Raw genomic sequence first — 22,055 nt, forward strand, 5'->3', positions numbered from 1 at the left:
TAATTTTCCTTTCAAGGTATAATATGTTATTTTTTTCGTTACATATTTTTCAAATACAGGTAATAATATTTCTATTTCTTTTGTATTTAGACTTAATAATGAATTAAATTTGCTCAAGACTTCAGAGGTTTAGGATTATTTTTTGGTAGAAACAAAACTATAACCTTTTGAAGTCTTTTTTTATCTTATACAATTTTAATCGTGATAATGTTTAGTATTTAAAATAAAAAAAACATCTATTTTCATACATTCGTTATGAAATAATACTTATTATCAAAATCTAATATGAAAAAAAATTACTTACTCTTATTTACAATACTAACTTTTGGTTACATATCAAATATTTACAGTCAACATCAAAGTGATGAAGAATTATTTCTTTTTACTGAAAATGATTTAAAAGGATACATTGATGAAACTGGTAGAGAAGCTATAAAACCTAAATTTTTGAATGCAAAAAATTTTTCAGAAGGTTTAGCTGTTGCAAATCTTGATGGATTATACGGTTTTATTGATAAAAACGGAAAATTTGTCATAGAACCAGAATTCGAAGATGCTTATAGCTTTCGTAATGGAATTGCTAAAATTTATAAATCCAATCAACTATATTTTATAGATAAAACTGGTACTATTCTTTTTGAGCATGATTTTAAAAATATCTTTTACTCAGGAGAAAAAAATGTTTTGATTACCCAATCTAAAACTAACAAATTCGGATTAATCGATTATCAAGGGAATATTAAAGTTAAGAACATTCATGATTTCATCGGTTATTTCATCGATGGTCAATCCATAGTTCGATCAAAAAAGGAAGAAGGAATAATGGATACAAATGGAAATTTTGTTTCACCTCTAGGTAAATATTTAGACATTTCATATGCAGGAGACTTTTATTCTGCTGTCTTATCTGATAATGGTAAAAACGAAGATTTTAATAAGGTCATAATAAATCAAAAAGATGAAATTATGCTTATTGAAAATCTCGATGAATGGATGTTTAATCCTTTTAATATGAATTTCAGTGAAAACTTAGCTTCAGTAATTATTTTTGAAGAAATTGATGATATTTTTTATGAAAGCATAGGTGTTGTTGATGGAAATGGAAAAATAATATTTAAAAATAATTTATGGAAAGATATTTCTGTTTTTAAAAATGGAGTCGCTTTTGTAAAGAAAAATGATTCTACATTTGATCTTATTAATAATAAAGGCGAGAAATTAAACAAAGAAAGTTTTTTAAATATTGCAAAAGATTTTTCAGATATAAATAGTCATAATTTTTTCGAAAATAAAATGGAATTTGTTTTAACAGAAAATGGTTGGGGAGCAATTGATTCAAAAGGTAATTTTGTTAAAGAGCCACGTAGATTTGATTTTATATTCAATAAAGTTAAACTAATCAAAAATTATGTACTTTTCATTCGTTATTACAATTCTAAAACAGAATTAACAGGGTTTTGGAATTTAAAAACCAATACAATAGTTCCTCCAAAATTCGACAAGTTAGATATTCATCCTGATAAAAAAATATTCCATGTTGAAGAATTTAATTCTGAGGGTTATATTAATTCTGAGGGAGAATACATTTGGAACGAAAAATTTGATAAAGGTAAAGCTCAATCATTAGGACTTTATAATATTGAAGGACAAATGAATAGTGAATATAGGTTAACTAAAAGATTATTAAATTCTTCTGAAGAAAAAATTATGAAAAAGCATAAATTATTTAAACCTAATGAAATAAACTTGTTTGTTGATACTAATGAGATTATTAGATTTAATAATAAATACAAAGGCTTAAAGCTTTATTTATCAAATGACACCGAAAATATTGAAAAATTATATTCTATTGATGATAGAATATATTTAACAATTCAAGCAAAAGACAAAAATGGTAACTGGAAAGATTTACAAAAACCTATTGAATCTACCTGTGCTAATAGCTACCTAAATATAAGAGAGCTACCTGCAAAATCTTCTTATGGATTTGTAATCCCTCTTTTCGAGGGTACTTATGAAACGGAACTTAGAGTAAGATTTAACCTCAATAAAAATAATATTTCATTATATTCTAATATTTATAAAGGTAAGGTCAACCCTTCTCAATTGAAAGGTGAAAATTTAAATTCTATCATATTTATAAAACATGAATAACATTTTATTTCTTAAAAAAAATCATCTAAAAGTACCTCAAAAGGTACTTTTTTTATACCAATTAAATTCTGATACTGAAATAATTTTGCTTCAAACAAAAAAGTATAAATTAAACCTTTAGAAAAATGAAAGAATATTGGGACGAAAAATTTAGTAATACAGAATTTGCTTATGGTGAAGAACCAAATGTTTTTATTAAAGAAAAATTACCAACTTTTAAAACAGGAAAAATCTTGTTTCCTGCAGAAGGTGAAGGAAGAAATGCAACTTATGCAGCGGAATTAGGTTGGGAAGTTTCCGCATTTGATATTAGCACAACTGGAAAAGCAAAAGCAACTTTATTAGCTAATTCAAAAAATGTGAAAATTGATTATCAAATAAATGCAATGCTGGAAGAAAAGTATAGCGAAGCTGAGTTTGATGCTATTTGTTTTTCTTATGTACATTTTGAACCTGAAATCAAAAAGAAAATGTTTGAAAGATTGGATAAATATTTAAAAAAAGATGGACATATTATTTTTGAAGCATTTAGCAAAGAACATCGAGTTTTAAGTATGGTAAATCCTGCTGCTGGAGGTCCGCCAGATGAAAAACATATGTATTCGGAAAAGGAAATTGAAGAATATTTCAAGAATTATGAAATCATAGAATTGAGAAAAGAAATCGTACATTTAGAAGAAGGATTCGGACATAACGGAAAAAGTTCAGTGATTCGATTTATTGGAAGAAAATTAAATTAGATTTTTATGAGAAAAAAAGAATTTCATCCTTTACCTATTCGAAGTTTTCAAGACAAAGAAAAAAATAAGCATTCGATTATGTTTGAAATGACTATTTTAAAACCAGAAAATGAAACTGGAATTAAAGTAGCACCTCATCGTCATGATTATTTTCATATTCTTTTTATAAAAAATGGAAAAGGAAAACACTATATAGATTTTAAGGTTTATGATATTATACCAAATTCTATATTTTTTGTTTCTCCAGGTCAAGTACATTCTCTTGAAATCAATTCGGAAGTCGAAGGTTTTGTAGTTACTTTTAATGCTGATTTTTTTCATTTAAATCAAAGCTTAAAAAAAATTACAGATTATCCTTTTTTTCATTCTATAAATAATCTTCCATACATTTATTTAACAAAACAAAATTTAAAATTAGCATCATATTTCGAAGATTTGTATGAAGAATATTCTTCTGATTCTATAAATAATGATGAAAATATTTTACGAGCGCTTTTGGAACTAATACTTCTGAAAGCTGCTCGTATTTATAATTATGATGCTTCGATTTCCACCTCTTCTCAAACTACAAAGCAACTCCGAACTTTAGAGGTTTTGATTGATAATCATTTTAAAGAATATAAACTCACGGAAGATTATGCTGAGATGTTATTTATGACTTCCAAAGCTTTAAATAATATTTGTAAAAACAATTTGAATAAAACCGTTATAAACCTTATTCATGAAAGAATAATTATTGAAGCTAAAAGGTTGTTGCTTTTTACAGATAATTCTATTTCGGAAATTGCTTACGAACTTGGTTTTCAAGAAAAGTCTTATTTCATGAGATTTTTCAAAAAACATACTTCTTTTACGGCAAAAGAGTTTCGGGAAAAGAACGAGAGATAGCTTCTAAATGAAAACTTAATTAACAATTTTTACAGACATTACTTTTTTAGTTGTAGGTAACTTTAAACAACCAAACTTTTAAAGTTATGACACTTAAAACTACTTTTTATACTATTTATTTTACTGTTTTATTCCTATTTTTTCTTTCAAACCCAATGTACTCTAATGATAAAAACAAGGGGATTTTTAGAACTTTGAAAAATGAATTTCACTCCACAAAAACAGCTAATAGTTTTACTTTAAAAGAAGATTTATTAAATAAAAAAAGTTCAAAAGTATATTTTACAGATTGTCCTCCAGAAGATATTACTCTTAGTTCTCAAGATGACATTGATAATTTTATTATTAATTATCCAAATTGTACAAATTTTGACGGAGCGATACTTATTCAAAATGATAATTCGGGAAGTATTCATAATCTAAATGGTTTGAAGAATTTGATTTCTGTTGAAGATTTGGTAATTGAGTTTATTCCGAATCTTTCCTCTCTTGAAGGTCTTGAAAATTTAGAATTTATTACTGAAGATTTAGTAATTTCATTTAATTCAAATTTAAATATTTGTAATAATATCTGCCCAGCACTTGTATTTCATACTTATGAAACTTCTTACATTGGTTTTAATGGCCCAAATTGTTCGGATATTAATAATATAAAATCCAATTGTCAGAATAATTGTCCTGTTACAGACATCGTATTTAACACCCAAAGTCAAATTGATGATTTTATTCTAAATCATCCAAATTGCGAATATTTAAATAAAAGCATAACTATTACGGAAAATATTCCTGGAAATATTACAAACCTAAATGGTTTAAAAAAAATAAAAACTATTGAAAACTTGACTATTTCTAATAATTCTAATCTTGAAAATTTAAATGGTTTAGAAAGTTTAACTCTCGTAAATGGTACTATTTCTATAACAAATAATTCCAATTTAGATCTTTGTAAAACTTTATGCAAACCATTAAATGATCAAACTTATTCTGGTTTAAGTATTTCTGGAAATAAAACTGGATGTGATTCCAAATCAGAAATCACTTCTAATTGTGATCCCGAATGCCCTCCTGGTTCTATGAATTTCACTACTCAAAGTGAACTTGATAATTTTAAAACGATGTATCCTCATTGTACAGAAATAAATGGAGATTTAAGTATCATTGAAAATTCTGATGGAGAAATTTCGGATTTAACACCTTTAGCAAATTTGAATACAATTTCTGGAAGTTTAAGAATTAATTCAAACTCTAGTTTAAACTGTTTAGAAGCTTTAGGCAATATTTTGGAAATAGGAAATGATTTTGAAATTTATAATAATACCTCTTTAAATTCTTTATATGGTTTAAATCTTGATTCTGTTGGAGGAAATTTAAGTATTCATGAAAATGAAAACCTTGATGATTGTTATCATTTATGTGAAATTATGAATACAAATAATGCTATTTCCGGATCTATTTTGATTCAAAATAATCTTGCAAATTGTGAAACAGAAACATTAATGCTTTCAAATTGTAATGAATCTTATATTGAATTACCAGCAATAATTGTAGATTGCTCCTACTCGCCTACTTACGATAATTTTCCTGAGCTCGATTTAATATGTAATTCTATCGATGCTAAAATTTTAAATGATTTCAACTTTAGTGGATATGGAACTTATACCTTAAATTGGGAATTTGTTGATGAAAATGGGGAAATATTTCTAGCTAATCAAGAAGTAACTATTCAAGATAATGAAAGCCCTACTTTTATGAATTGTATTCCAAGTCAAACAATTTTACTTGAGGAAGGTGAGGAATATGAAATTCCAGATTATACGGTTTTCAACTTTGATTTGAATGATAATTGTGCTGAAAGTATAAATATTCAACAAACTCCAGAATCTGGAACTTTTATTACAGAAACAACTCAGATTAATATAAAATTTACGGATGAAAATAATAATAGTTCTTATTGTGTTTTTAACCTAAATATTGAAGAAAAATTAGATATTTCTAAGTATGATGATATTGGTTTAAAATTATACCCTAATCCAACTACTAACAATTTAGAAATTGAAACAAAATCTCCTATCAAAAGTATTTCAATAATAGATATTAAAGGAAAAATAGTTCTACATAAAAAAGATTTTAAATCAAAAACTTTAGATCTAAATAATTTAAATAATGGTCAATATATCGTAAAGATTGAATTTGAAAACAATACTATCTCTAAAAATATTATTATTTCTAAATAGTTTTCTTGACTTCACATCAATAATTTTCATATCATGTATTTTTAGTTTTGTTCAAAATAACAAAATATAGAAACATGACTAATAAATTAAAATTCATTTTTGGAATTACGATTCTTACATTGTTCATCAATTGTGCTAAAATCGATACAAATAATTGGAATGAACAATTTGATATCAGTATTATATCTTTCAATTTAAGATTTGATACAGAAGAAGATGGAGAAAATAAATGGGATAATCGAAAGGAAGCATGTATAAAAGCACTTGAAAAAACAAAACCTTCTATTTTTGGAATTCAAGAAGGATTGTACCATCAAGTTCAATATTTAGATACAAATTTACCGAACTATAAATATGTAGGAGTCGGACGAGATGATGGATTTACAGGAGGAGAATACAGTGCGATTTTTTATGATGAAAAGAAATTTAATCTGATTGAAACTAATAATTTTTGGTTGAGTGAAACTCCAAATCAACCTTCTCTTGGTTGGGATGCTAATAATATTCGGATTGTAACTTGGGCTCATTTTAAAGATAAAACAAATCAAAAATCTATTTTTGTTTTTAACACCCATTTAGATCATATAGGGAAAATTGCAAGAAAAGAATCTGTTCTACTTTTGATGAAGAAAATTCAAGAAATAGTTCCTAAAAACGAAACTGTTTTAATTACTGGAGATTTTAACATGTTGAGCAGTAATAAAGCTTTAAAACCTCTACTTAAAAAATTCAAAGATTCTAGAAAAACTGCTGAAAAATCTGATAATAAAAAATCGTTCAACTTTTTTGGAAATTGGCTTATAAGCAGAAATATTGATTTTGTATTCTATAAAAATGCAAAAGCAATTACTTTTCAAACTATTAACGATGATTTTGGAGTTCCTTTTATTTCAGATCATTATCCTATTCTTGGAAAGTTCAAATACTAAAAAACTGTATTATTTAAACTATTTAAAAAGAGAAGTTTATACCCTACGACAATCTTTTTTAACACTTTTTCATAAATACACTTAAAAAAACAACTTTTAATCTAAAACTTCTTCCTTTGGCACATTTATTGTTAAAATATTAAGAGTTTAATTTGATAAAAATCAACAAAATGAAACGTATTTTTACTTTTATCCTAATCTTAAGTTGTATTACAACTTTTGCTCAACAAAAAGCAGATAGTTCTTTTGAAAAAAAGAAAAAAAAGTCAACAAATTCTTTCTTCAATGATTATGTTGATGAAATCAAAAACAAACCAGTCGCAATATTTGTAAATGAGATCTTTATAGGAAATGGAGAAGTTGCATCAACAATTAATTCTGATAAAATAAAATCTATAAAAATAGAAAAAGAGCCTTTTGTTGAAAATGGAATAGAATATTTTGGAAAAATGTTCGTTGAACTAAGGCGTGGTTACAAACCAAGACTGATTTCCTTAGAGAAATTAATTAAAAAGAAAGTTCCATTAGACGAAAAATCGGTGTTATACCAGATAGATGGAAAAGTAATTAGTCCAGATTATATGAATTTTCTAGTGGATGAAAATTATATTTTAAAAGTGACTAAAGAAACTGCAAAACTTTCAAAAAAAGACAATGAGATTAACATCATAAATATTATAACGAAAAATCCTGAAAACATTAAAAAGAGTAAGGAGATTCGTTTTAAAGGAACTAAACTTTAAATCTTCAAAAATGAAAATGTTGCCAAAAGAAACTTCTTGCGGCAACATTTTTTCTTTTACACCTTCACAAACTTCTCAATTTCTTCACTTTACAATAAGATAATTTCTTTCGTATTATTTTTTTCATTACATTTCTAAACTTAATTAATCTAAAAAGTTTTAGAAAAGAATGCATAATTCTCATTTTATATTTTCCTTTTTTAAAGTAAAAAACTTCCTTTCTGGTGGTTTAAACCTAACTATATTTAAAGAATTGGATTTTATAAAAAAAAGAGTTGCTTTTGAAAAACTAAAACGGACTCAAAAAGTTTCTTTGAAATATGATATAACTTCCCTCGGATTTTCGGGTAATTCTTTGAGTCGAATACCAAAAGAATTTACTCTCTAACTATGTTTACAAATTTAGCCCCTACTTATATCTCGATTGCTTTTCTCATCGCAATTCTTTTTCCAATTTTTATGATTGCCAATTTGGTAAGTAATACCAAACAAAATCATAAACGACTTTTGATTATTGGATTTTATTTTTTGTATTTAATTCTAGTTTCAATTTTGACTTTTACAGGAGTTTTTAATGTTGATTCATTTCCTCCAAGAATTATATTATTCACTACACTCCCGCTTTTACTTTTTTATTTTCTTTTTGTATTCAATACCAATTTTTATAAATCATTTTTAAAACAAGTCAAACTTTCAAAACTAATTAGAGTTCATTCTTTTAGATTAATCGGAACTTTTTTCTTGATCTTATATGCTTTTGATCAATTACCTAAAAGTTTTGCTTACCTAGCTGGTTTTGGTGATATTTTTATCGCAATTTCTAGTCTTTGGGTTGCATATTTGGTTGAAAAGAAAACAAAATCTTCTAGATTTATCGCGCTGCTTTGGAATACTTTTGGTTTTATTGATATTCTTCTAACTTCAATAACTGCAATTTATTTAACCAAATTACAAATAGAAACAGGAAGTCCAGGAGTTGCTATTTTAACAAAATTCCCTTTTAGTTTTATTCCTGCTTTTGCTCCTGCAACAATTATTTTTCTCCATATTTCTATTTATCTGAAAATTTGGAATAAAAAGTATACGATTTATTATTAAACAAAAAACAGATTAAAACCTCATCTTTAAACAATTAATAATATTACTGATTTAATTCAATAAAAATCTTTAGACAAACTAGATTTCAGAAGGATTTTTCATTTAATTTTGATCCAAATTAATTTAGTAAAAATCAAAAATGAAATTAAGAAAATTACTATTTATTGGAAGTTTAATCGGTTTTACAACCTTTGCGCAAACAGATAAATCATCAGAAATAAATTATAACACACATAAAAATAAAGTTTGTGGTTATTCGATTGATTATCCTGCAAACTGGGAAATTGTTGATGTTGACAAGCGACTTCTTTTTGTCGTAAAGGAAGGAGAAACTAATGAAAAAGATGATGTATTTAGTGAACTATACAATCTGACAGCTGCTGATAAAAAAGGTTTTACTTTAAAAGAAATAGCAAAACTGAATTTAGATCAACTTAAAAATAAGGATGTAACTATTGTTGATGGGGAGTTAAAAATTAAACAAAATAAAAATGGAATAGAATACATCGAAATTGTTACGAAACTAGAAGTTCAACAACTAAAATTTATGATGTATAATACTTTTTTTAATAGTGATTCGAAATCTTTTTGCTTAACCTTCATGACTGAAGAAGAGAAAATTACACGTTATAAGGGAATCTATGATTATGCTTTAGATAGTTTTAATTTAATTGAAATAGAATAAACCAATAGATTTAACAGTTATATTTCACAACTATTTTATTTATTTTTACGAAAAATTTAAACATAAATGCAAGAATATATTACAGTAGAGAAAGCTATAAAAAGAGGCCTATTGATTATCAATCTTCCTTTAACAATTATATTCATAATAGTTCCTACTACGGCATTTGTAATTTCTTCAGTATATGACCTTCCAAATTATATTACATTAATTTCTTTCCCATTTTCATTTATTCTAACATGGATTTATTGGAGTTTTGCAATTGTAAAATGGAAACTTTGGGCATATGAAAACGTAAGAAACACAAAAGAACTTCGAAAGAAAGCTGTAGAACAAAAATTAATTCATCCAGAAGGACATATTTTTGAAAAAACAGAAATTTGGACAAAAGCAGATAAAGAAAAATTAAAGCAATTAGAAAATAAACTTTCACGAAAAGATGTACATAAAGAAGATTATTCTGTTCCAAAGACTACAGAAATTTATTTTTCCAAGTCATACATTTATATTCAAATTATAGTTTCATTATTTATTTTAGGAGTTGCTGTGTTCCTATTTTTTAACGAAAATAAATCATCTCTAAAAGTTATTAGTTTTCTTCTATTTATTATTGGAGCTTTTACGCTTTATAAAAATTTCAAAAAAACACGTAATAACGAACCTCAAATAATTTTAAACGAAAAAGGAATAAAAATTATAGATAAAAATATTATTCCTTGGAATAATATTGATGAAATTGATATTAAACTAAAAGGTTCTAGTAAAAATTCAAAATATTATCTAGTTTTAAATGACGAAGAATATCATATCTATGAAGAAATTGATCTTAGCGAACTTGAATATACTCCTGTAAGCTTAGAAAATGTAATTAAAACTTATAGAATCAGGTTTGAAAAATTCCAAAGAAAAAACCGCTAAAATGGAATACGTATATATTTTACATCATACATACGAATTGGGAAATATTGAAAAATCGAAACTAATAGGTATTTATTCTAGCGAGCAGGAAGCTAAAAATGCTATTGAAAGACTTCGTGATAAAAATGGTTTTAAGAATAAAGTAGAAGGTTTTAATATTGAAAAATATAAAATCAATGAAGATCATTGGAAAGAAGGTTTTTCTACAATCACTTCAATTAATGTGAAGGACATTCATGGAAATTGGAAAACTGTAGAAGCAGAAGAACTTACTAATGGAAAATTTAAAATAATCGAAAAATACGAAAACTATCTTTTGGGTGAATTTAAAGATGGTTTTGTTGTAAATTGTATTGAAAAATCAGGAGAGCTTTTTGCTATTTATTCTGAAAATGAATAATATATAAATTCTTCTCTCCACTCCTTTAATTCCTACACTTCTTTTTTAGAATCATAAAAACAAAATATTTACTTTTGTCACTTACAACTCACACTTTACTTCAAACTTCTATTTCTTAAAATTTCCATTAATTCTTCATAACATATTTCAGTTCATTCACAACATAAAATATCTCATTCACATCATTTGAGGATTTTTGATTCAACGTTCAAAGTAATTTTACATCAGAAATTAAAACGTGAAATCATGGAAAATTCTCAAAACAATTCTCAAAATTCGGAAAATGGAATTAAGCAAACTGAAGTATCAAAAGGATACGAAAACATGAGCTTAATTCGTCAAAGATTAGCAAATACTATTGGAAAAACTTCAAATGTATTTATCTCGGACATAATCAAACCAAAATTCAATAATCCAAATGGAAATACTTTAAAAATTGAAGTAATCGTGGAATCTCCATTTCAAAAAGCTGGATTAGACAATATCCTTAGAAATAATTATAAGGAAGGTGTAGATCAATTGGTTATTGATGTAAAAGTTTATGATGAAAACCCATTCAATGTCCCACCAAATGATCTTTTTCAATACACAAAAATGGGATTATTCGAAAATCCTCTTGTTGTTGATATCGAAGAAAATGTTTTTTCAGATAAATCAAAAGACAAAGTTTGTGTTTACATTAAACCTGTTGTCTTACAATATTCTCTATTAAAAGAGAATTATGATTTTGTTGGTTTTAATAGTCCAATTATTTCTGCTTCAGCAACTGAAGATTTCAAAAAAGTATTGAAAGAAGAAATTTTGGTAAAAACTTTCACTTTTTAAAATATAAAATCAAGAATTAATATTTAATAATCAAAATTATGGAACAAGTTAAAATTAAACTTACCAATCAAAGAACAGGAGAAGTAAGTTATTTAGGATGGAAAGGAAGTAAAAAGTGGTTATTGAGATGTGTATCTGAAGAAGAAGCTTTAGTTTTTAGTTTAAAACCTTATAAAGATGGAGCTTCTTATTATATTTTTTATTTAGAAGAATATAAGCACAAGAAACACGGTTTACGATTAGATTATCACACTGGAGCAGGAGATGTTTTCGGAAGTCAACATGAGTCAACTGCAAATTCTTGGAAAATTGAAGACAATAAATTAGTTCCAAGAATCCATAAAGGTGGATTAGCAATGTGTCCTTCTGATGAAGATGATGATCCAAATTTATATGTTTCACTAAGACTTGAACCATTTATTGTGGAGCAAATTCCAGTTTAAAATCTGAAAAAAGCTAGAGGTAAAAAAAACCTTTAGCTTTTTTTATAAAGTAAATTCTAATCTAAACTATAATATTATGTCAAGTATTATTGAAGCAATGATTAACGCAAAAAAGTATTATGATGAAGGTATCAGTTGTACTGTTCGTATTCATAATTATACTTCTGAAAGATTAATGACCGAAAAAATTGGTCCTTCAAAAGATTTTTCAGCAGCTACTTCTCCTCCTCTTTTTATTGAAAAAGATAAATATGGAGATGGGATTTTTAATGCAAGTAAAGTTTTCAAAGGAATACTAAATTTATTTTATAGTATAAAAATCAACTCCAAAACATATGCAATTCATATTAATTATGAATGGAAAAAAATGAATGAAGGAGAAATTGAGATTAAAGTTGTAGAAGGAGATAATTTATATCCAAATAAAGAAAAATGGATTCCTCTTTTTTGTTCAGGTAACTTATCTTCTGAAGAATTACCGTTTATTATAAGATATATGGCATCTGGTAGTTTTGTTGAAATTGGTATTTTTGAAAAGTAAACATGTAAAAACAACCTAAATTAGTTTTAAATTTTATAACTATTTTAGGTTGTTTTTTAATTTATTTTGAAATATCTTTAATAAGAAAGTACTAATTATTAATATATATTTCTAAAATCATGAATAATTTAAACTCGGATAAAAAAATTATTTTCCCTCCTGGAAATAATATTGAAAGTATAGTTCCAAGCACTTCTGGAGAAATTTCATTTCAAAATAATTTTAAAGCACCTTTCCCAACTGTTGCAAATGCTAGTTTTGATGAAGAAACAAATGAAATGTCAATTAGTATTTTATTTTTCATCAATTCGACAGTTGAAAATCCTGAAATAAAAATCAATCAACATTTTTCTATTGGAACTTACGGAGAATGTAATCTTCAATTTTTTCTATATAGTAATGAAGATGAAACCAAAAGAATCATTGATTCGAAAACAGAAGATGGAGTTTATAATGCTTTTACTTTAAATTTTAAAACTTCAAACACTGAAAACTTTCCAGAAAATATTAATCTAAGTGATATTAAAACGATTCAAACTTATTTATGGAATGTGGATCCTAGAACCTCTAGAGGAACTGTAACTATTGTAGAAACTACAAAATAATTAAATCTTAATTGAAATCTTGTAAAACACAGTCTAAAACCTTTAGAATTGACTTTATTAATTCGAATATTTTTATTTCTAATTTGTTTGAATTGCTTTTCATACCCTTTAAAAAAGGATTATTTTTTTCAAATTAATAATGATTCTATTAAATCTGATTTTCATAAAACAAAAGAATTTTTTATTGAAAAACAATGGGATTCAACATTAGTTTATTCTCATAAATCCATTTTAACAAAGCACATTAATCAACAAAAATTAGATAGTTTACATTTCATGAGAGGTTATTCTTTCATGAGAAAAAAACTATTTAATGAAGCTATCCTTGAATATAATTTAGTCTCTGAAAATTTCCCTGAGTATTCTAAAATATTATTGAATTTAGGAGGAATTGCTCTTGAGCAAAATAAATATAAAAAAGCAATTTCTTATTATTTAAAATTTGAAAGCCTAGCTAAAAAACAAAACCCTAAATATTACAAGTCTGTTGAAAGTTCTTTTATTCATGATTTAGGTTTAAGTTATTTCCATTTATCAGAATTTACGAATGCTGAAAAATATCTTTTAAAAAGTCATTCCATTCAAAACCAAAAACAAGATACCTCGGTTTTAATTCGAACTTCTACTGATTTAGGAAATTTGTATTACGAGCAATACAAAGATAATTTAGCAATACCATATTTTCTTAAAGCATATAATTTAGCTAAAAACTTTCATAATTTAAATTTAAAAATGAATACTGCTCTAAACATGGCAGTTGTAGAGGAAAACAGAAAGGACTTTCAAAAAGCGATTTTTTATAGAAAAAAATTCGAGATTTGGAAAGATTCTATCAATGATCAAAACAAAGTTTGGGAAATTGCTTCGCTAGAAAAAAAACATGCTATCGCTGAAAAACAAAAAGAAATACAACTTCTAGAACTTGAAAATCAAATCAAGAATTCTGAAAAAAATAAATTGATTCTAATTTCTATTTTACTTTTAATCGTACTAACTACAATTTTAATATTTTATATTCAAAAGAGTAAAATCAATAAAATAATTTCTATTCAAAAAGAAGCTCTAAACAAATCCAACAATACTAAAGATAAATTACTTTCTGTTTTAAGTCATGATTTAAGAACTTCAGTAAACACATTACAAGAAGAAAATTCAAAACTTCTTGAAAACTTAAATGAAAAAAACTATCAAATTGTTAAGGAAATTGCCTTAAAAAATTCTGCAATTTCTTCAAGTACATATAGTCTTTTAGATAATTTACTTCACTGGATAAGCCTTCAAAATGATCAACTTTATTTTCATATTGACTCTGTAGATTTATATAGTGTTACGAAACAAATTGAATATTATTATACTCCTTTTTTTACTAATAAAAATATTTCTTTTGAAAATTTGATTCCAAAAGCTAATTTCATTTATGCTGATTTGGATTCTTTGAAAATCATATTAAGAAATTTATTAGATAATGCTCTAAAATTCACCAATACATATGGAAAAATTACAATAAAAACATACAGCTCTGAAAATGATAATTTTCAATATTTGGTTATTGAAGATTCTGGAGTTGGGATTTCAGAAGAAAAAATTGATCAATTATTAAAAGACACAAACTCACTTCAAAAAAAAGGAAATCAAAAAGGAATTGGTACAGGTTTAGGAATTCAATTATGTAAATCTATGACCAAAAAAAATCAAGGTATTTTCAAAATAGAAAGTGTAGAAAATGAAGGAACTAAAATGATTGTTGGATTTAAAAAAGTAAAAAATGGCTGAAATAAATGTATTAATTATAGAAGATTCAGAAGAACAAGCTCAAAAACTAAAAACAGTTTTAAAAAAAAATAAATACAATGTTATTGGTATCGCAAACAATCTTCAACATGCATTAAAGCTTTTCTATGAACTTTCTGTGGATATTGTAGTTATTGATGTTTATTTAGGAGAAAATCCTGATGGAATCACTTTCGCAGAAACTATCTCTATTGTACCTAATTCTATCAAACCTTTTGTTTTTCTTACAAGTTCTAAGGATAGAAGTATTTTTGAAAGAGCAAAACTCACAAAACCATTTAGTTTTTTATTGAAGCCATTTAATGAACTTGAAGTTTTGTATGCGTTAGAAATGGCTTTAGAAAAGTTTTATGAGCAGCAAAATGTTTTTCAAAGTGAAAATGAAAACACTATTATAAGTAATGAATTCTTATTCATCAAAAAGAAAAATGTTTTACATAAAGTTTCTCTAAAATCTATAATTTATATTGAAGTTGAAAATCGATATTGTAATATTATTACTGAACAAGAATCTTTTTTAATTCAAATTTCTTTAGGGAAAATGAAAGAACTTTTAGATGATAAAAAATTCTTTCAAACCCATCGTAAATTCATAGTTAATAATGACGCTATTCAAAAAATCTGCCTTCAAGACAATTTAATTTTATTAAAAAACAATCATAAAGTAATTCTAAGCGGAAAACATAAAGACATTATTAAAAAGTTTCAAATATTGAAATGAAATCTGTTTTTAGTTTTTATCTGATTTTTCGTACTTAAATATTTTCTCCCTCACATATGCACTTAAAGCAACCTCAGAATCCATAATGATTTTATTCATCTGTTTCACTTCCGCAGAATTAAAAACAAGTCTTTCCGCTGCTTTTTGACCAAGGTAGCCTAGTGTTTTCATAATTCTATTTTGTGTATAAAAATAATAGATCAGAGAAACCGTATTCAAATTATCCACATAAGCCCCATCAATATATTTTATTTCTTCATTTGTTTTAATTTCAGAAGTCAGAAAATCTATGACATTTCCTTTATTCATTTCTATTAATACCAGTTTTGCTGCTAATCTTAAATTGCTTTTTTCATGTGTTGTAAATTCAAAAAGTTCTTCTTCAGAAAATTTTTCTTTTAGAATATCCGAAATATTATTAAATCCGTCAGGAGATTTATACATTAAATGATCCTTCTCTAGTATTGCCTCCATTACTTCCTCCTTTGTCTGAGAAAAACTAAGATTAAAAATAAAAAGTAATAAAAGTGTTAGTTTAGTTTTCATGATTTTATTCTTTATTAAAAACAATTGCACTACAAATAAAACAACTAGCACTAATTAGTGCAAAACCTATTGTTCCCATGTCTAAAGACTGGCTAATGATTATATTCTTTTTACTTTCTATTGCCAAATAATCTACCATCTGATATTCTTCTATTTTACCTTCTTTATTTGCCAATATTAAAGCAATGATTGAAAAAATTATTCCTAAAAAAATGAATATTTTACTTTGAGCAGAATTTTTATTATTCATGTTAATTTATTTTTTTTACGAAAATATAAAAAAAGCCCCACTTCAAAAGAAGTGAGGCAAACAATTATTAATTAAACATCCTGATTCTCAGAATCACCCAATCATCTCTAAAATTGGATATCTTAAATATTGAAATTCAACCCAAGAACAAAGTTTCTTCCTGGATTTGGAATATTTTCTGTTTTTAATCTTGATAAATGTGGAATATATTCTTTATCAAATAAATTATTGATCGAGAAGAATACATTTACATTCCATTTTTCTTGTTTGATATTTGTTCCTAAACCAAAGTTTACCAAAGTATAATCAGAAGTTGAAGTTTCAAATTGACTTACTTTGTTTTGAGCAAAACTGTGATTTACATTCAACGAAATATAATTTTCTTCTAAAAATTTCATTGCTGGAATATCCACTTTTATCTGATTTTGCCATTTATTCGCTGGAATTAAAGCTAACCACTCATCATTTTTTCTTTGTCCTAAAACTGTTTCGTAGCTAGAATATAAGTGTAACCAATCTAACGGATGCGGATGTAAATGGAAACCTACTTCTCCTCCATAAAGTCTAGCATTATTTTGTACATATTCAAAAACTGGAGCTCCATCTAATTCTTCATTCGTTGGATCTAAATGAATATAGTCATTCACTAAATTGATAAATCCATTCGCATAAAACTCGATGTGTTTATTTCCATATTCAAAAGAAAGATCTGTCTGAATATTTTTCTCCGTTTTTAAGTTCGCATTTCCAATCTCATAACGATTTGCTCCGTGATGCACACCGTTTGAAGTCAGTTCTGCTAAGTTTGGCGCTCTAAATCCTGAAGCAACATTAACACGAATTGTAGTTTTTGGACTTAAAGCAAACTTTGCTCCAAGCGAAGCTGTAAAACTTGTAAAACTCTTATCAATTGCAGCTAATACTTCTTCTTCCTCTTCGTGTCCTTCTTCTTCTGTGTGTTCTTCATGCTCATCATGACCGTCTTCATGCTCGATATGGTGTTCTTTTGTTTTAATATTTCTAGAATCAAAACGAACCCCTGCTTGTAATGAATGTTTTCCAAGAGGAATTAAAACAGTAGAAAAAGCACCTAAATCGTTAACAGTAGCATCTGGAATTAAAATTTCAGGTCCGTAATTTTTATTTTCTTGGTTTAAACCTTGAACTCCAACAATTGCTTCAATCTTATTCTCAAAAGAATATTGGTATTTCGCCTCGTAAGTAAAAGTTCTTAAATCTAAATCTATCGCAGCAATTTCTTCTTCGTGTTCCTCATGCTCTTCGTCTTGTTCTTCTTCATGAGCGTGTCCATCATGTTCCTCATGCTCTTCGTGTCCGTGATCATGCTCTGCCTCGATTTCTTTTCTTTTGTTAATTGTATAACCTAAATTCACAAAAAGTTTTGATTTATCGAAATAGAACGTGTTTAAGGCACTAATGATATGATTATTTATCTTTTGATAAGGAGAAAACGGAGTCGTCCCTGAAGAGCTTCCTACAATCTCAGAAGGCAATCCTAAAGTAGTTTCGTTAAAGTTATAACGAATTGTACTTGAAAAATTCTCGTATGATATACCTAAACCTGTCTTAAAATCTTTTTCGTTGAATCTTGAATTTAAAACATAATCTCCCGAAGGAAGTTTATAATCGTGGTGAACATCATACGTTCCACGAGCTAAAAATTTAAAATGCTTCGTAGAAGTTTTTGCAGCTAAAGAAGAACTACTTCCTTGCGTATTTGAAAAAAGTTGTTGTTGAAAATTAAATTGTGTTTTGTTCTCTGGAGCGAATTTTTCTGGTTTTAAATATAAAACTCCTCCAAGTGCATCAGATCCGTAAAGTAAAGAAGCTGGTCCTTTGATTACCTCTACATCTGCAATACCTGCATCATTTACACCCAAACCGTGTTCTCCACCAAATTGCTGGTTTTCTAAACGAATTCCTTGTGTGTAAACAATTACTCTATTTCCACTCAATCCACGGATTACTGGTTTCCCAATTCCGTTTCCTGTAGAAATTTGTGAAACTCCAGGAAGTGCAGTAATTCCTTCAATTAAAGTTGGAGCTCCATTTTTTTGAATTTCTTGTAATCCAATTCTGTCTATTTTTAAAACATTTTCTCTTTGCAATTTCTGAAATGGTGTAGATACAATCACTTCATCAATATTAAAAATTGCTTCTTTTAAAGTCACATTTACATTGTCTCCAGCTTTTACATTTAGTGTTTGCGTTTCGTAACCTACAAAACTAATTGAAAGCGTGTGCGCTCCTGCTGGTACATTTTCGATTTCAAAAAAACCTTCAAGATTTGTTGTCGTCCCTCTTTCCAAATCTACCAAATATACGTCTGCACTCTCTACAGGATTTCCATTTTCATCGTTCACATTTCCTGTGATTTTTTCCTGTGCAAACAGTACTTGCTGAATTCCTAAAAATAGGATAATAAGATATTTCTTCATTTCTATTAATTTTAATTGAATCACCTCTAAATTTTGTCTTATAAAGAATTAAAAGCAATCACTTAAAGTTGATGAGTCGCTAAACCCTTCTTAATTTATTATTTGTTAGTTGATTATGATTCATTTTCAGTCTAAACAATCAAATTCAATAACATTCTTTAAATAATTTATTTATTATCATTTATACTCTAATTATTAATTTTAAACTTTAAATAAAATAACTTAATAAATTATCAAACAATTATTTAAAGTTAGTCATATAAACAAATTATTAGTTAGAAAATATTATTAAAATTGATATTTCATTTTATATCTTTTTATAGTTTTCTCAATATGTTTTTCTAATCAATATCGATTAAAACTCCTTCCCTATTCTTTTAAAAATTATTAATTAACCCCTGTATAAATAACTTTTTATAATCCTTAAAAATCATAGAGAAGGAATCTATTTTTATATAAACATGTTTTAAAATATTTTTTGAAAAAAAGACAATTTTCTTTCAAAATTTATTTATGTCATCGGCGGTGCTCTGGATTTCTTAGTTATGTAAAAAATTCTAAAATTTTCCTGATTGAAATAGAACTTTTGCTTGTTAAAAATGATTGCTATTTCTTCTAATTCAAAATTGAAATCAGGAAACTCTAGAAAATCTATGATTGTATGAAAAACAGAACAATCTACATCTTCATTATGGATATGTTTTATATCCTTAGCTGTGCAGACTTCATGAAGATGTTCTTTATCCAATGCATGTAAAAGCTGTATAGAACTTGGCATAAAAACCACTACAGCGAAGAATACATGAAATATTATATTGTTCTTAATTACGTTCATAAAAAAGCGCCTAAAAGCTTTTAAAATTGATTTCTTGGTTAAAATTCACATTTAGATGATTAATGGTAGGATTCTACGAAAACTTACATGTCATATACTTATTCTCACTTACAAGAATTACTTAAAACTTATTTTATAATGAAAACCTAAATGTGATGTTGTGATACATTCTTGAATTTATTTTTCTAAACTGGACGATATTTTAAATCGTTTTTGTTAAAAAATTCTGTAATTAATTACATTCCCCCGACCCCACTTTTGCAGGGAATTCTAAAACTTTTGTTAGAAAAAATAAATTGTAAAATGTAGTTCAGTTACTTTGAAGTGAATTTAAAGTAGAATTTTATGGAGAATCTTTCTCTGGCTTAGGGATTGTAGTGTAAAGCTTTTGTTTTGAAAAATATTAGAAATTCTTGGCAAACGGAAGCGACCTAAGAAGCCCACGTATTGGTTAGAAGTTCTTATTTTGAAAAGCAAAACTTGTAACGAAAAGCCCGACCCGTATGGGAAAGCTCCTAAAAAATAAAATTCTTTTGAAAATTGTGTTCAGCGAAACTGAAAAACTAAGAAATCAAAGCTGGTGGCGCTCTGGTACTTCGAAAAGTTGTAAAAGGACTTGATGCCTTTTTGTATGTTGTATAAAAAGTTGTTTGAAATTCCGAAAATGGAATGATTTCAAACGTTGGTGTTTCATCAAAGGAAGCGAAATCAATTGTCATGTGGCAAATAGCACATTCTTGCTCATCTGCGTGGATATGTTTTACTTCTTTGGCATCACAAATTTCGTGATGGTGCTCTTCTTCCAAAGCATGCACCAACTGTGTAGAAATTGGCAAAAGAACCAACGCTACCATGAAAATTGAGCCAAGTATGTTAAACAAATTTGATTTCATTTCTATCTCTTGAATAGATTGCAAATATAGGTTTTATTTAGATTCCTTCTTAATTTAAATGTTAAAAAAGTCTAAAATTTGTTAAATTTATCGTCGTTTTTTTTTAACATCCTTGTATTTTAAAGGACTTAAAAGCATAAAATGAAGTTCTTTATTTTGTTAAAATCTTAAAAAAAACTGCTAGAAATAACAGCTTTTCAAATATATATTTTTCTATATTTTAAATCTTATTTTTTTCTCATCTTTCTTTTTTGAATTTTCATATTGATAACTTCTATTAAAAGAGAGAAGAAAATAGAGAAATATAAATATCCTTTCGGAATTACACCTACATCTTTATTGAAAACCTCGGCATCTGAAAGGTGGGCTCCTTCGGCGATTAACATAAAACCTATTAATAATAAAAAAGAAAGTCCTAAAATCTGAAGTGTTGGGTGTTTACTAATAAATCTTCGAATAGGATTTGCAAATGTCATCATGATCAAAATTGAAATTACAACAGCGATTACCATTATTAAAAATGCGCCTTCTACTCCATTTGTCATCCCAACAGCTGTTAGAATAGAGTCGAAAGAAAACACTACATCAATCAAAATAATTTGAACTAAAATCTTAGATAATGTTGTTCCTTTTCGTTTTCCTCCTTCATGTTCTTCTTCCTGACCTTCCATTTTTTCATGGATTTCTTTGGTACTTTTATACAGAAGAAACATCCCTCCTAACATCATAATCAATCCTTGTCCGCTCAAATCTATCTCAAACCATCCGACATCAACAGACCAAAATGGTTTTTTGAGTTTAAATAAAAGTGAAACACCAAATATCATAATGATTCGGAACATCATTGCTAATAGCAGACCAAGATTGGTTGCTTTTCGGTGTAATCTTTCAGGTAATTTTCCTACAAGAATGGAGATAAATATAATATTATCTATTCCTAAAACTATTTCCAAAAAGGTAAGAGTTAAAAGTGCCATCCAAGTATCTGGGATGAGGAATATTTCCATGATAATCTTATTGTTTCATTTACAATCAAATAAATATAAACAATATTCAATTTAAAATCAGAAAATTAGCTTTTCTTTATTAATTTTTAAGAGTTATATAGAAGCTGAATAATCTGAAATTATCAGTCTTTTCATGAACAATTTTATTTTTCAACTTCATTTTCACTTAAAGAGTTTTTTTTACCCCATGCCATTTTTATATTTTCCTCTCATAAATTCTATAAAATACACACAAATAAGCTAATAAAACTATTTAATTTTATATAATCCGTTTAATTTAATTAAAAACTTTAAAAAAATAACAAAACAAACATATCAACTATTCACTTTAACAAATAGAAAACAAAAAA

At 26.6% G+C, this 22,055-nt stretch carries 22 protein-coding genes; 16 read left to right on the top strand and 6 right to left on the bottom strand.

Annotation, left to right across the window (positions count from 1 at the left end; translation table 11 throughout):
- Positions 1 to 285: 285 nt before the first annotated feature.
- The 16 genes from I0K12_RS10940 to I0K12_RS11015 all read left to right on the top strand — a co-directional run bounded on the left by I0K12_RS10940 (position 286) and on the right by I0K12_RS11015 (position 15,715).
- Positions 286 to 2,154: a WG repeat-containing protein gene (locus I0K12_RS10940; protein ID WP_196888003.1), complete on the top strand. Its 1,869-nt coding sequence runs from the start codon at positions 286 to 288 to the stop codon at positions 2,152 to 2,154.
- A 125-nt stretch (positions 2,155 to 2,279) separates the two neighbouring features.
- Entirely contained in the window at positions 2,280 to 2,894 is a 615-nt protein-coding gene (locus I0K12_RS10945; RefSeq protein ID WP_196888004.1) for a class I SAM-dependent methyltransferase, read from the top strand.
- Between the two features lie 6 nt (positions 2,895 to 2,900).
- Positions 2,901 to 3,782, top strand: a complete 882-nt coding sequence (locus I0K12_RS10950; RefSeq protein ID WP_196888005.1) for an AraC family transcriptional regulator — start codon at positions 2,901 to 2,903, stop codon at positions 3,780 to 3,782.
- Between the two features lie 86 nt (positions 3,783 to 3,868).
- Positions 3,869 to 6,016 (top strand): T9SS type A sorting domain-containing protein, encoded by a 2,148-nt coding sequence (locus I0K12_RS10955; protein WP_196888006.1) that lies wholly within the window; start codon positions 3,869 to 3,871, stop codon positions 6,014 to 6,016.
- 74 nt (positions 6,017 to 6,090) lie between these two features.
- The gene (locus tag I0K12_RS10960; protein ID WP_196888007.1) at positions 6,091 to 6,945 is read left to right on the top strand and encodes an endonuclease/exonuclease/phosphatase family protein; all 855 of its coding nucleotides are present in this window, start codon (positions 6,091 to 6,093) and stop codon (positions 6,943 to 6,945) included.
- Positions 6,946 to 7,115: 170 nt separating this feature from the next.
- Positions 7,116 to 7,688: a hypothetical protein gene (locus I0K12_RS10965; protein WP_196888008.1), complete on the top strand. Its 573-nt coding sequence runs from the start codon at positions 7,116 to 7,118 to the stop codon at positions 7,686 to 7,688.
- Positions 7,689 to 8,078: 390 nt separating this feature from the next.
- On the top strand, positions 8,079 to 8,786 hold the full coding sequence (locus I0K12_RS10970) for a hypothetical protein (protein ID WP_196888010.1): 708 nt from the start codon (positions 8,079 to 8,081) through the stop codon (positions 8,784 to 8,786).
- Positions 8,787 to 8,925: 139 nt separating this feature from the next.
- Positions 8,926 to 9,471 carry a hypothetical protein gene (locus tag I0K12_RS10975; protein ID WP_196888012.1) on the top strand — a complete coding sequence of 182 codons (546 nt, stop codon included), beginning with the start codon at positions 8,926 to 8,928 and terminating at the stop codon, positions 9,469 to 9,471.
- Between the two features lie 66 nt (positions 9,472 to 9,537).
- A complete protein-coding gene (locus tag I0K12_RS10980) occupies positions 9,538 to 10,389 on the top strand; it encodes a hypothetical protein (protein WP_196888014.1) in 852 nt (283 codons plus the stop codon).
- Position 10,390: 1 nt separating this feature from the next.
- A complete protein-coding gene (locus I0K12_RS10985; RefSeq protein WP_196888016.1) occupies positions 10,391 to 10,789 on the top strand; it encodes a hypothetical protein in 399 nt (132 codons plus the stop codon).
- A 246-nt stretch (positions 10,790 to 11,035) separates the two neighbouring features.
- A complete protein-coding gene (locus I0K12_RS10990; protein WP_196888018.1) occupies positions 11,036 to 11,614 on the top strand; it encodes a hypothetical protein in 579 nt (192 codons plus the stop codon).
- 38 nt (positions 11,615 to 11,652) lie between these two features.
- Positions 11,653 to 12,057: a hypothetical protein gene (locus I0K12_RS10995; RefSeq protein WP_196888020.1), complete on the top strand. Its 405-nt coding sequence runs from the start codon at positions 11,653 to 11,655 to the stop codon at positions 12,055 to 12,057.
- Positions 12,058 to 12,133: 76 nt separating this feature from the next.
- The gene (locus tag I0K12_RS11000; RefSeq protein ID WP_196888022.1) at positions 12,134 to 12,598 is read left to right on the top strand and encodes a hypothetical protein; all 465 of its coding nucleotides are present in this window, start codon (positions 12,134 to 12,136) and stop codon (positions 12,596 to 12,598) included.
- Between the two features lie 119 nt (positions 12,599 to 12,717).
- Positions 12,718 to 13,203 (top strand): hypothetical protein, encoded by a 486-nt coding sequence (locus I0K12_RS11005; RefSeq protein ID WP_196888024.1) that lies wholly within the window; start codon positions 12,718 to 12,720, stop codon positions 13,201 to 13,203.
- A gap of 294 nt (positions 13,204 to 13,497) precedes the next feature.
- Positions 13,498 to 14,976, top strand: a complete 1,479-nt coding sequence (locus tag I0K12_RS11010) for a tetratricopeptide repeat-containing sensor histidine kinase (protein ID WP_196888026.1) — start codon at positions 13,498 to 13,500, stop codon at positions 14,974 to 14,976.
- The gene (locus tag I0K12_RS11015; RefSeq protein ID WP_196888028.1) at positions 14,969 to 15,715 is read left to right on the top strand and encodes a LytR/AlgR family response regulator transcription factor; all 747 of its coding nucleotides are present in this window, start codon (positions 14,969 to 14,971) and stop codon (positions 15,713 to 15,715) included. The genes I0K12_RS11010 and I0K12_RS11015 overlap by 8 nt, the downstream gene beginning before the upstream one ends.
- Positions 15,716 to 15,724: 9 nt before the next feature.
- On the opposite strand, the gene I0K12_RS11020 is transcribed toward I0K12_RS11015, so the two are convergent.
- From I0K12_RS11020 to I0K12_RS11045, 6 genes are all read right to left on the bottom strand, one after another.
- Positions 15,725 to 16,261, bottom strand: a complete 537-nt coding sequence (locus I0K12_RS11020) for a hypothetical protein (protein ID WP_196888030.1) — start codon at positions 16,259 to 16,261, stop codon at positions 15,725 to 15,727.
- A 4-nt stretch (positions 16,262 to 16,265) separates the two neighbouring features.
- On the bottom strand, positions 16,266 to 16,511 hold the full coding sequence (locus tag I0K12_RS11025; RefSeq protein WP_196888031.1) for a hypothetical protein: 246 nt from the start codon (positions 16,509 to 16,511) through the stop codon (positions 16,266 to 16,268).
- A gap of 122 nt (positions 16,512 to 16,633) precedes the next feature.
- Complete coding sequence (locus I0K12_RS11030) at positions 16,634 to 18,970, bottom strand: TonB-dependent receptor (protein ID WP_196888033.1); 2,337 nt, start codon at positions 18,968 to 18,970, stop codon at positions 16,634 to 16,636.
- Positions 18,971 to 19,481: 511 nt separating this feature from the next.
- On the bottom strand, positions 19,482 to 19,805 hold the full coding sequence (locus tag I0K12_RS11035; RefSeq protein WP_196888035.1) for a hypothetical protein: 324 nt from the start codon (positions 19,803 to 19,805) through the stop codon (positions 19,482 to 19,484).
- Positions 19,806 to 20,368: 563 nt separating this feature from the next.
- Positions 20,369 to 20,698 carry a hypothetical protein gene (locus tag I0K12_RS11040; protein WP_196888037.1) on the bottom strand — a complete coding sequence of 110 codons (330 nt, stop codon included), beginning with the start codon at positions 20,696 to 20,698 and terminating at the stop codon, positions 20,369 to 20,371.
- Between the two features lie 227 nt (positions 20,699 to 20,925).
- A complete protein-coding gene (locus I0K12_RS11045) occupies positions 20,926 to 21,705 on the bottom strand; it encodes a TerC family protein (RefSeq protein WP_196888039.1) in 780 nt (259 codons plus the stop codon).
- Positions 21,706 to 22,055 lie beyond the last annotated feature (350 nt).

This window comes from Aureivirga sp. CE67 (genome assembly GCF_015767245.1).
Taxonomy (GTDB): domain Bacteria; phylum Bacteroidota; class Bacteroidia; order Flavobacteriales; family Flavobacteriaceae; genus Aureivirga.

Bases quoted from the DNA above. Each gene is read 5' to 3' on its own strand.
- I0K12_RS11010 (WP_196888026.1), top strand. From the start codon at position 13,498: ATGAGAAAAAAACTATTTAATGAAGCTATCCTTGAATATAATTTAGTC.
- I0K12_RS11020 (WP_196888030.1), bottom strand. From the start codon at position 16,261: ATGAAAACTAAACTAACACTTTTATTACTTTTTATTTTTAATCTTAGT.
- I0K12_RS11005 (WP_196888024.1), top strand. From the start codon at position 12,718: ATGAATAATTTAAACTCGGATAAAAAAATTATTTTCCCTCCTGGAAAT.
- I0K12_RS10970 (WP_196888010.1), top strand. From the start codon at position 8,079: ATGTTTACAAATTTAGCCCCTACTTATATCTCGATTGCTTTTCTCATC.
- I0K12_RS10955 (WP_196888006.1), top strand. From the start codon at position 3,869: ATGACACTTAAAACTACTTTTTATACTATTTATTTTACTGTTTTATTC.
- I0K12_RS10995 (WP_196888020.1), top strand. From the start codon at position 11,653: ATGGAACAAGTTAAAATTAAACTTACCAATCAAAGAACAGGAGAAGTA.
- I0K12_RS10940 (WP_196888003.1), top strand. From the start codon at position 286: ATGAAAAAAAATTACTTACTCTTATTTACAATACTAACTTTTGGTTAC.
- I0K12_RS11035 (WP_196888035.1), bottom strand. From the start codon at position 19,805: ATGAACGTAATTAAGAACAATATAATATTTCATGTATTCTTCGCTGTA.
- I0K12_RS10980 (WP_196888014.1), top strand. From the start codon at position 9,538: ATGCAAGAATATATTACAGTAGAGAAAGCTATAAAAAGAGGCCTATTG.
- I0K12_RS10990 (WP_196888018.1), top strand. From the start codon at position 11,036: ATGGAAAATTCTCAAAACAATTCTCAAAATTCGGAAAATGGAATTAAG.
- I0K12_RS11040 (WP_196888037.1), bottom strand. From the start codon at position 20,698: ATGAAATCAAATTTGTTTAACATACTTGGCTCAATTTTCATGGTAGCG.
- I0K12_RS11030 (WP_196888033.1), bottom strand. From the start codon at position 18,970: ATGAAGAAATATCTTATTATCCTATTTTTAGGAATTCAGCAAGTACTG.
- I0K12_RS11045 (WP_196888039.1), bottom strand. From the start codon at position 21,705: ATGGAAATATTCCTCATCCCAGATACTTGGATGGCACTTTTAACTCTT.
- I0K12_RS10975 (WP_196888012.1), top strand. From the start codon at position 8,926: ATGAAATTAAGAAAATTACTATTTATTGGAAGTTTAATCGGTTTTACA.
- I0K12_RS11025 (WP_196888031.1), bottom strand. From the start codon at position 16,511: ATGAATAATAAAAATTCTGCTCAAAGTAAAATATTCATTTTTTTAGGA.
- I0K12_RS10950 (WP_196888005.1), top strand. From the start codon at position 2,901: ATGAGAAAAAAAGAATTTCATCCTTTACCTATTCGAAGTTTTCAAGAC.
- I0K12_RS11000 (WP_196888022.1), top strand. From the start codon at position 12,134: ATGTCAAGTATTATTGAAGCAATGATTAACGCAAAAAAGTATTATGAT.
- I0K12_RS10960 (WP_196888007.1), top strand. From the start codon at position 6,091: ATGACTAATAAATTAAAATTCATTTTTGGAATTACGATTCTTACATTG.
- I0K12_RS11015 (WP_196888028.1), top strand. From the start codon at position 14,969: ATGGCTGAAATAAATGTATTAATTATAGAAGATTCAGAAGAACAAGCT.
- I0K12_RS10985 (WP_196888016.1), top strand. From the start codon at position 10,391: ATGGAATACGTATATATTTTACATCATACATACGAATTGGGAAATATT.
- I0K12_RS10945 (WP_196888004.1), top strand. From the start codon at position 2,280: ATGAAAGAATATTGGGACGAAAAATTTAGTAATACAGAATTTGCTTAT.
- I0K12_RS10965 (WP_196888008.1), top strand. From the start codon at position 7,116: ATGAAACGTATTTTTACTTTTATCCTAATCTTAAGTTGTATTACAACT.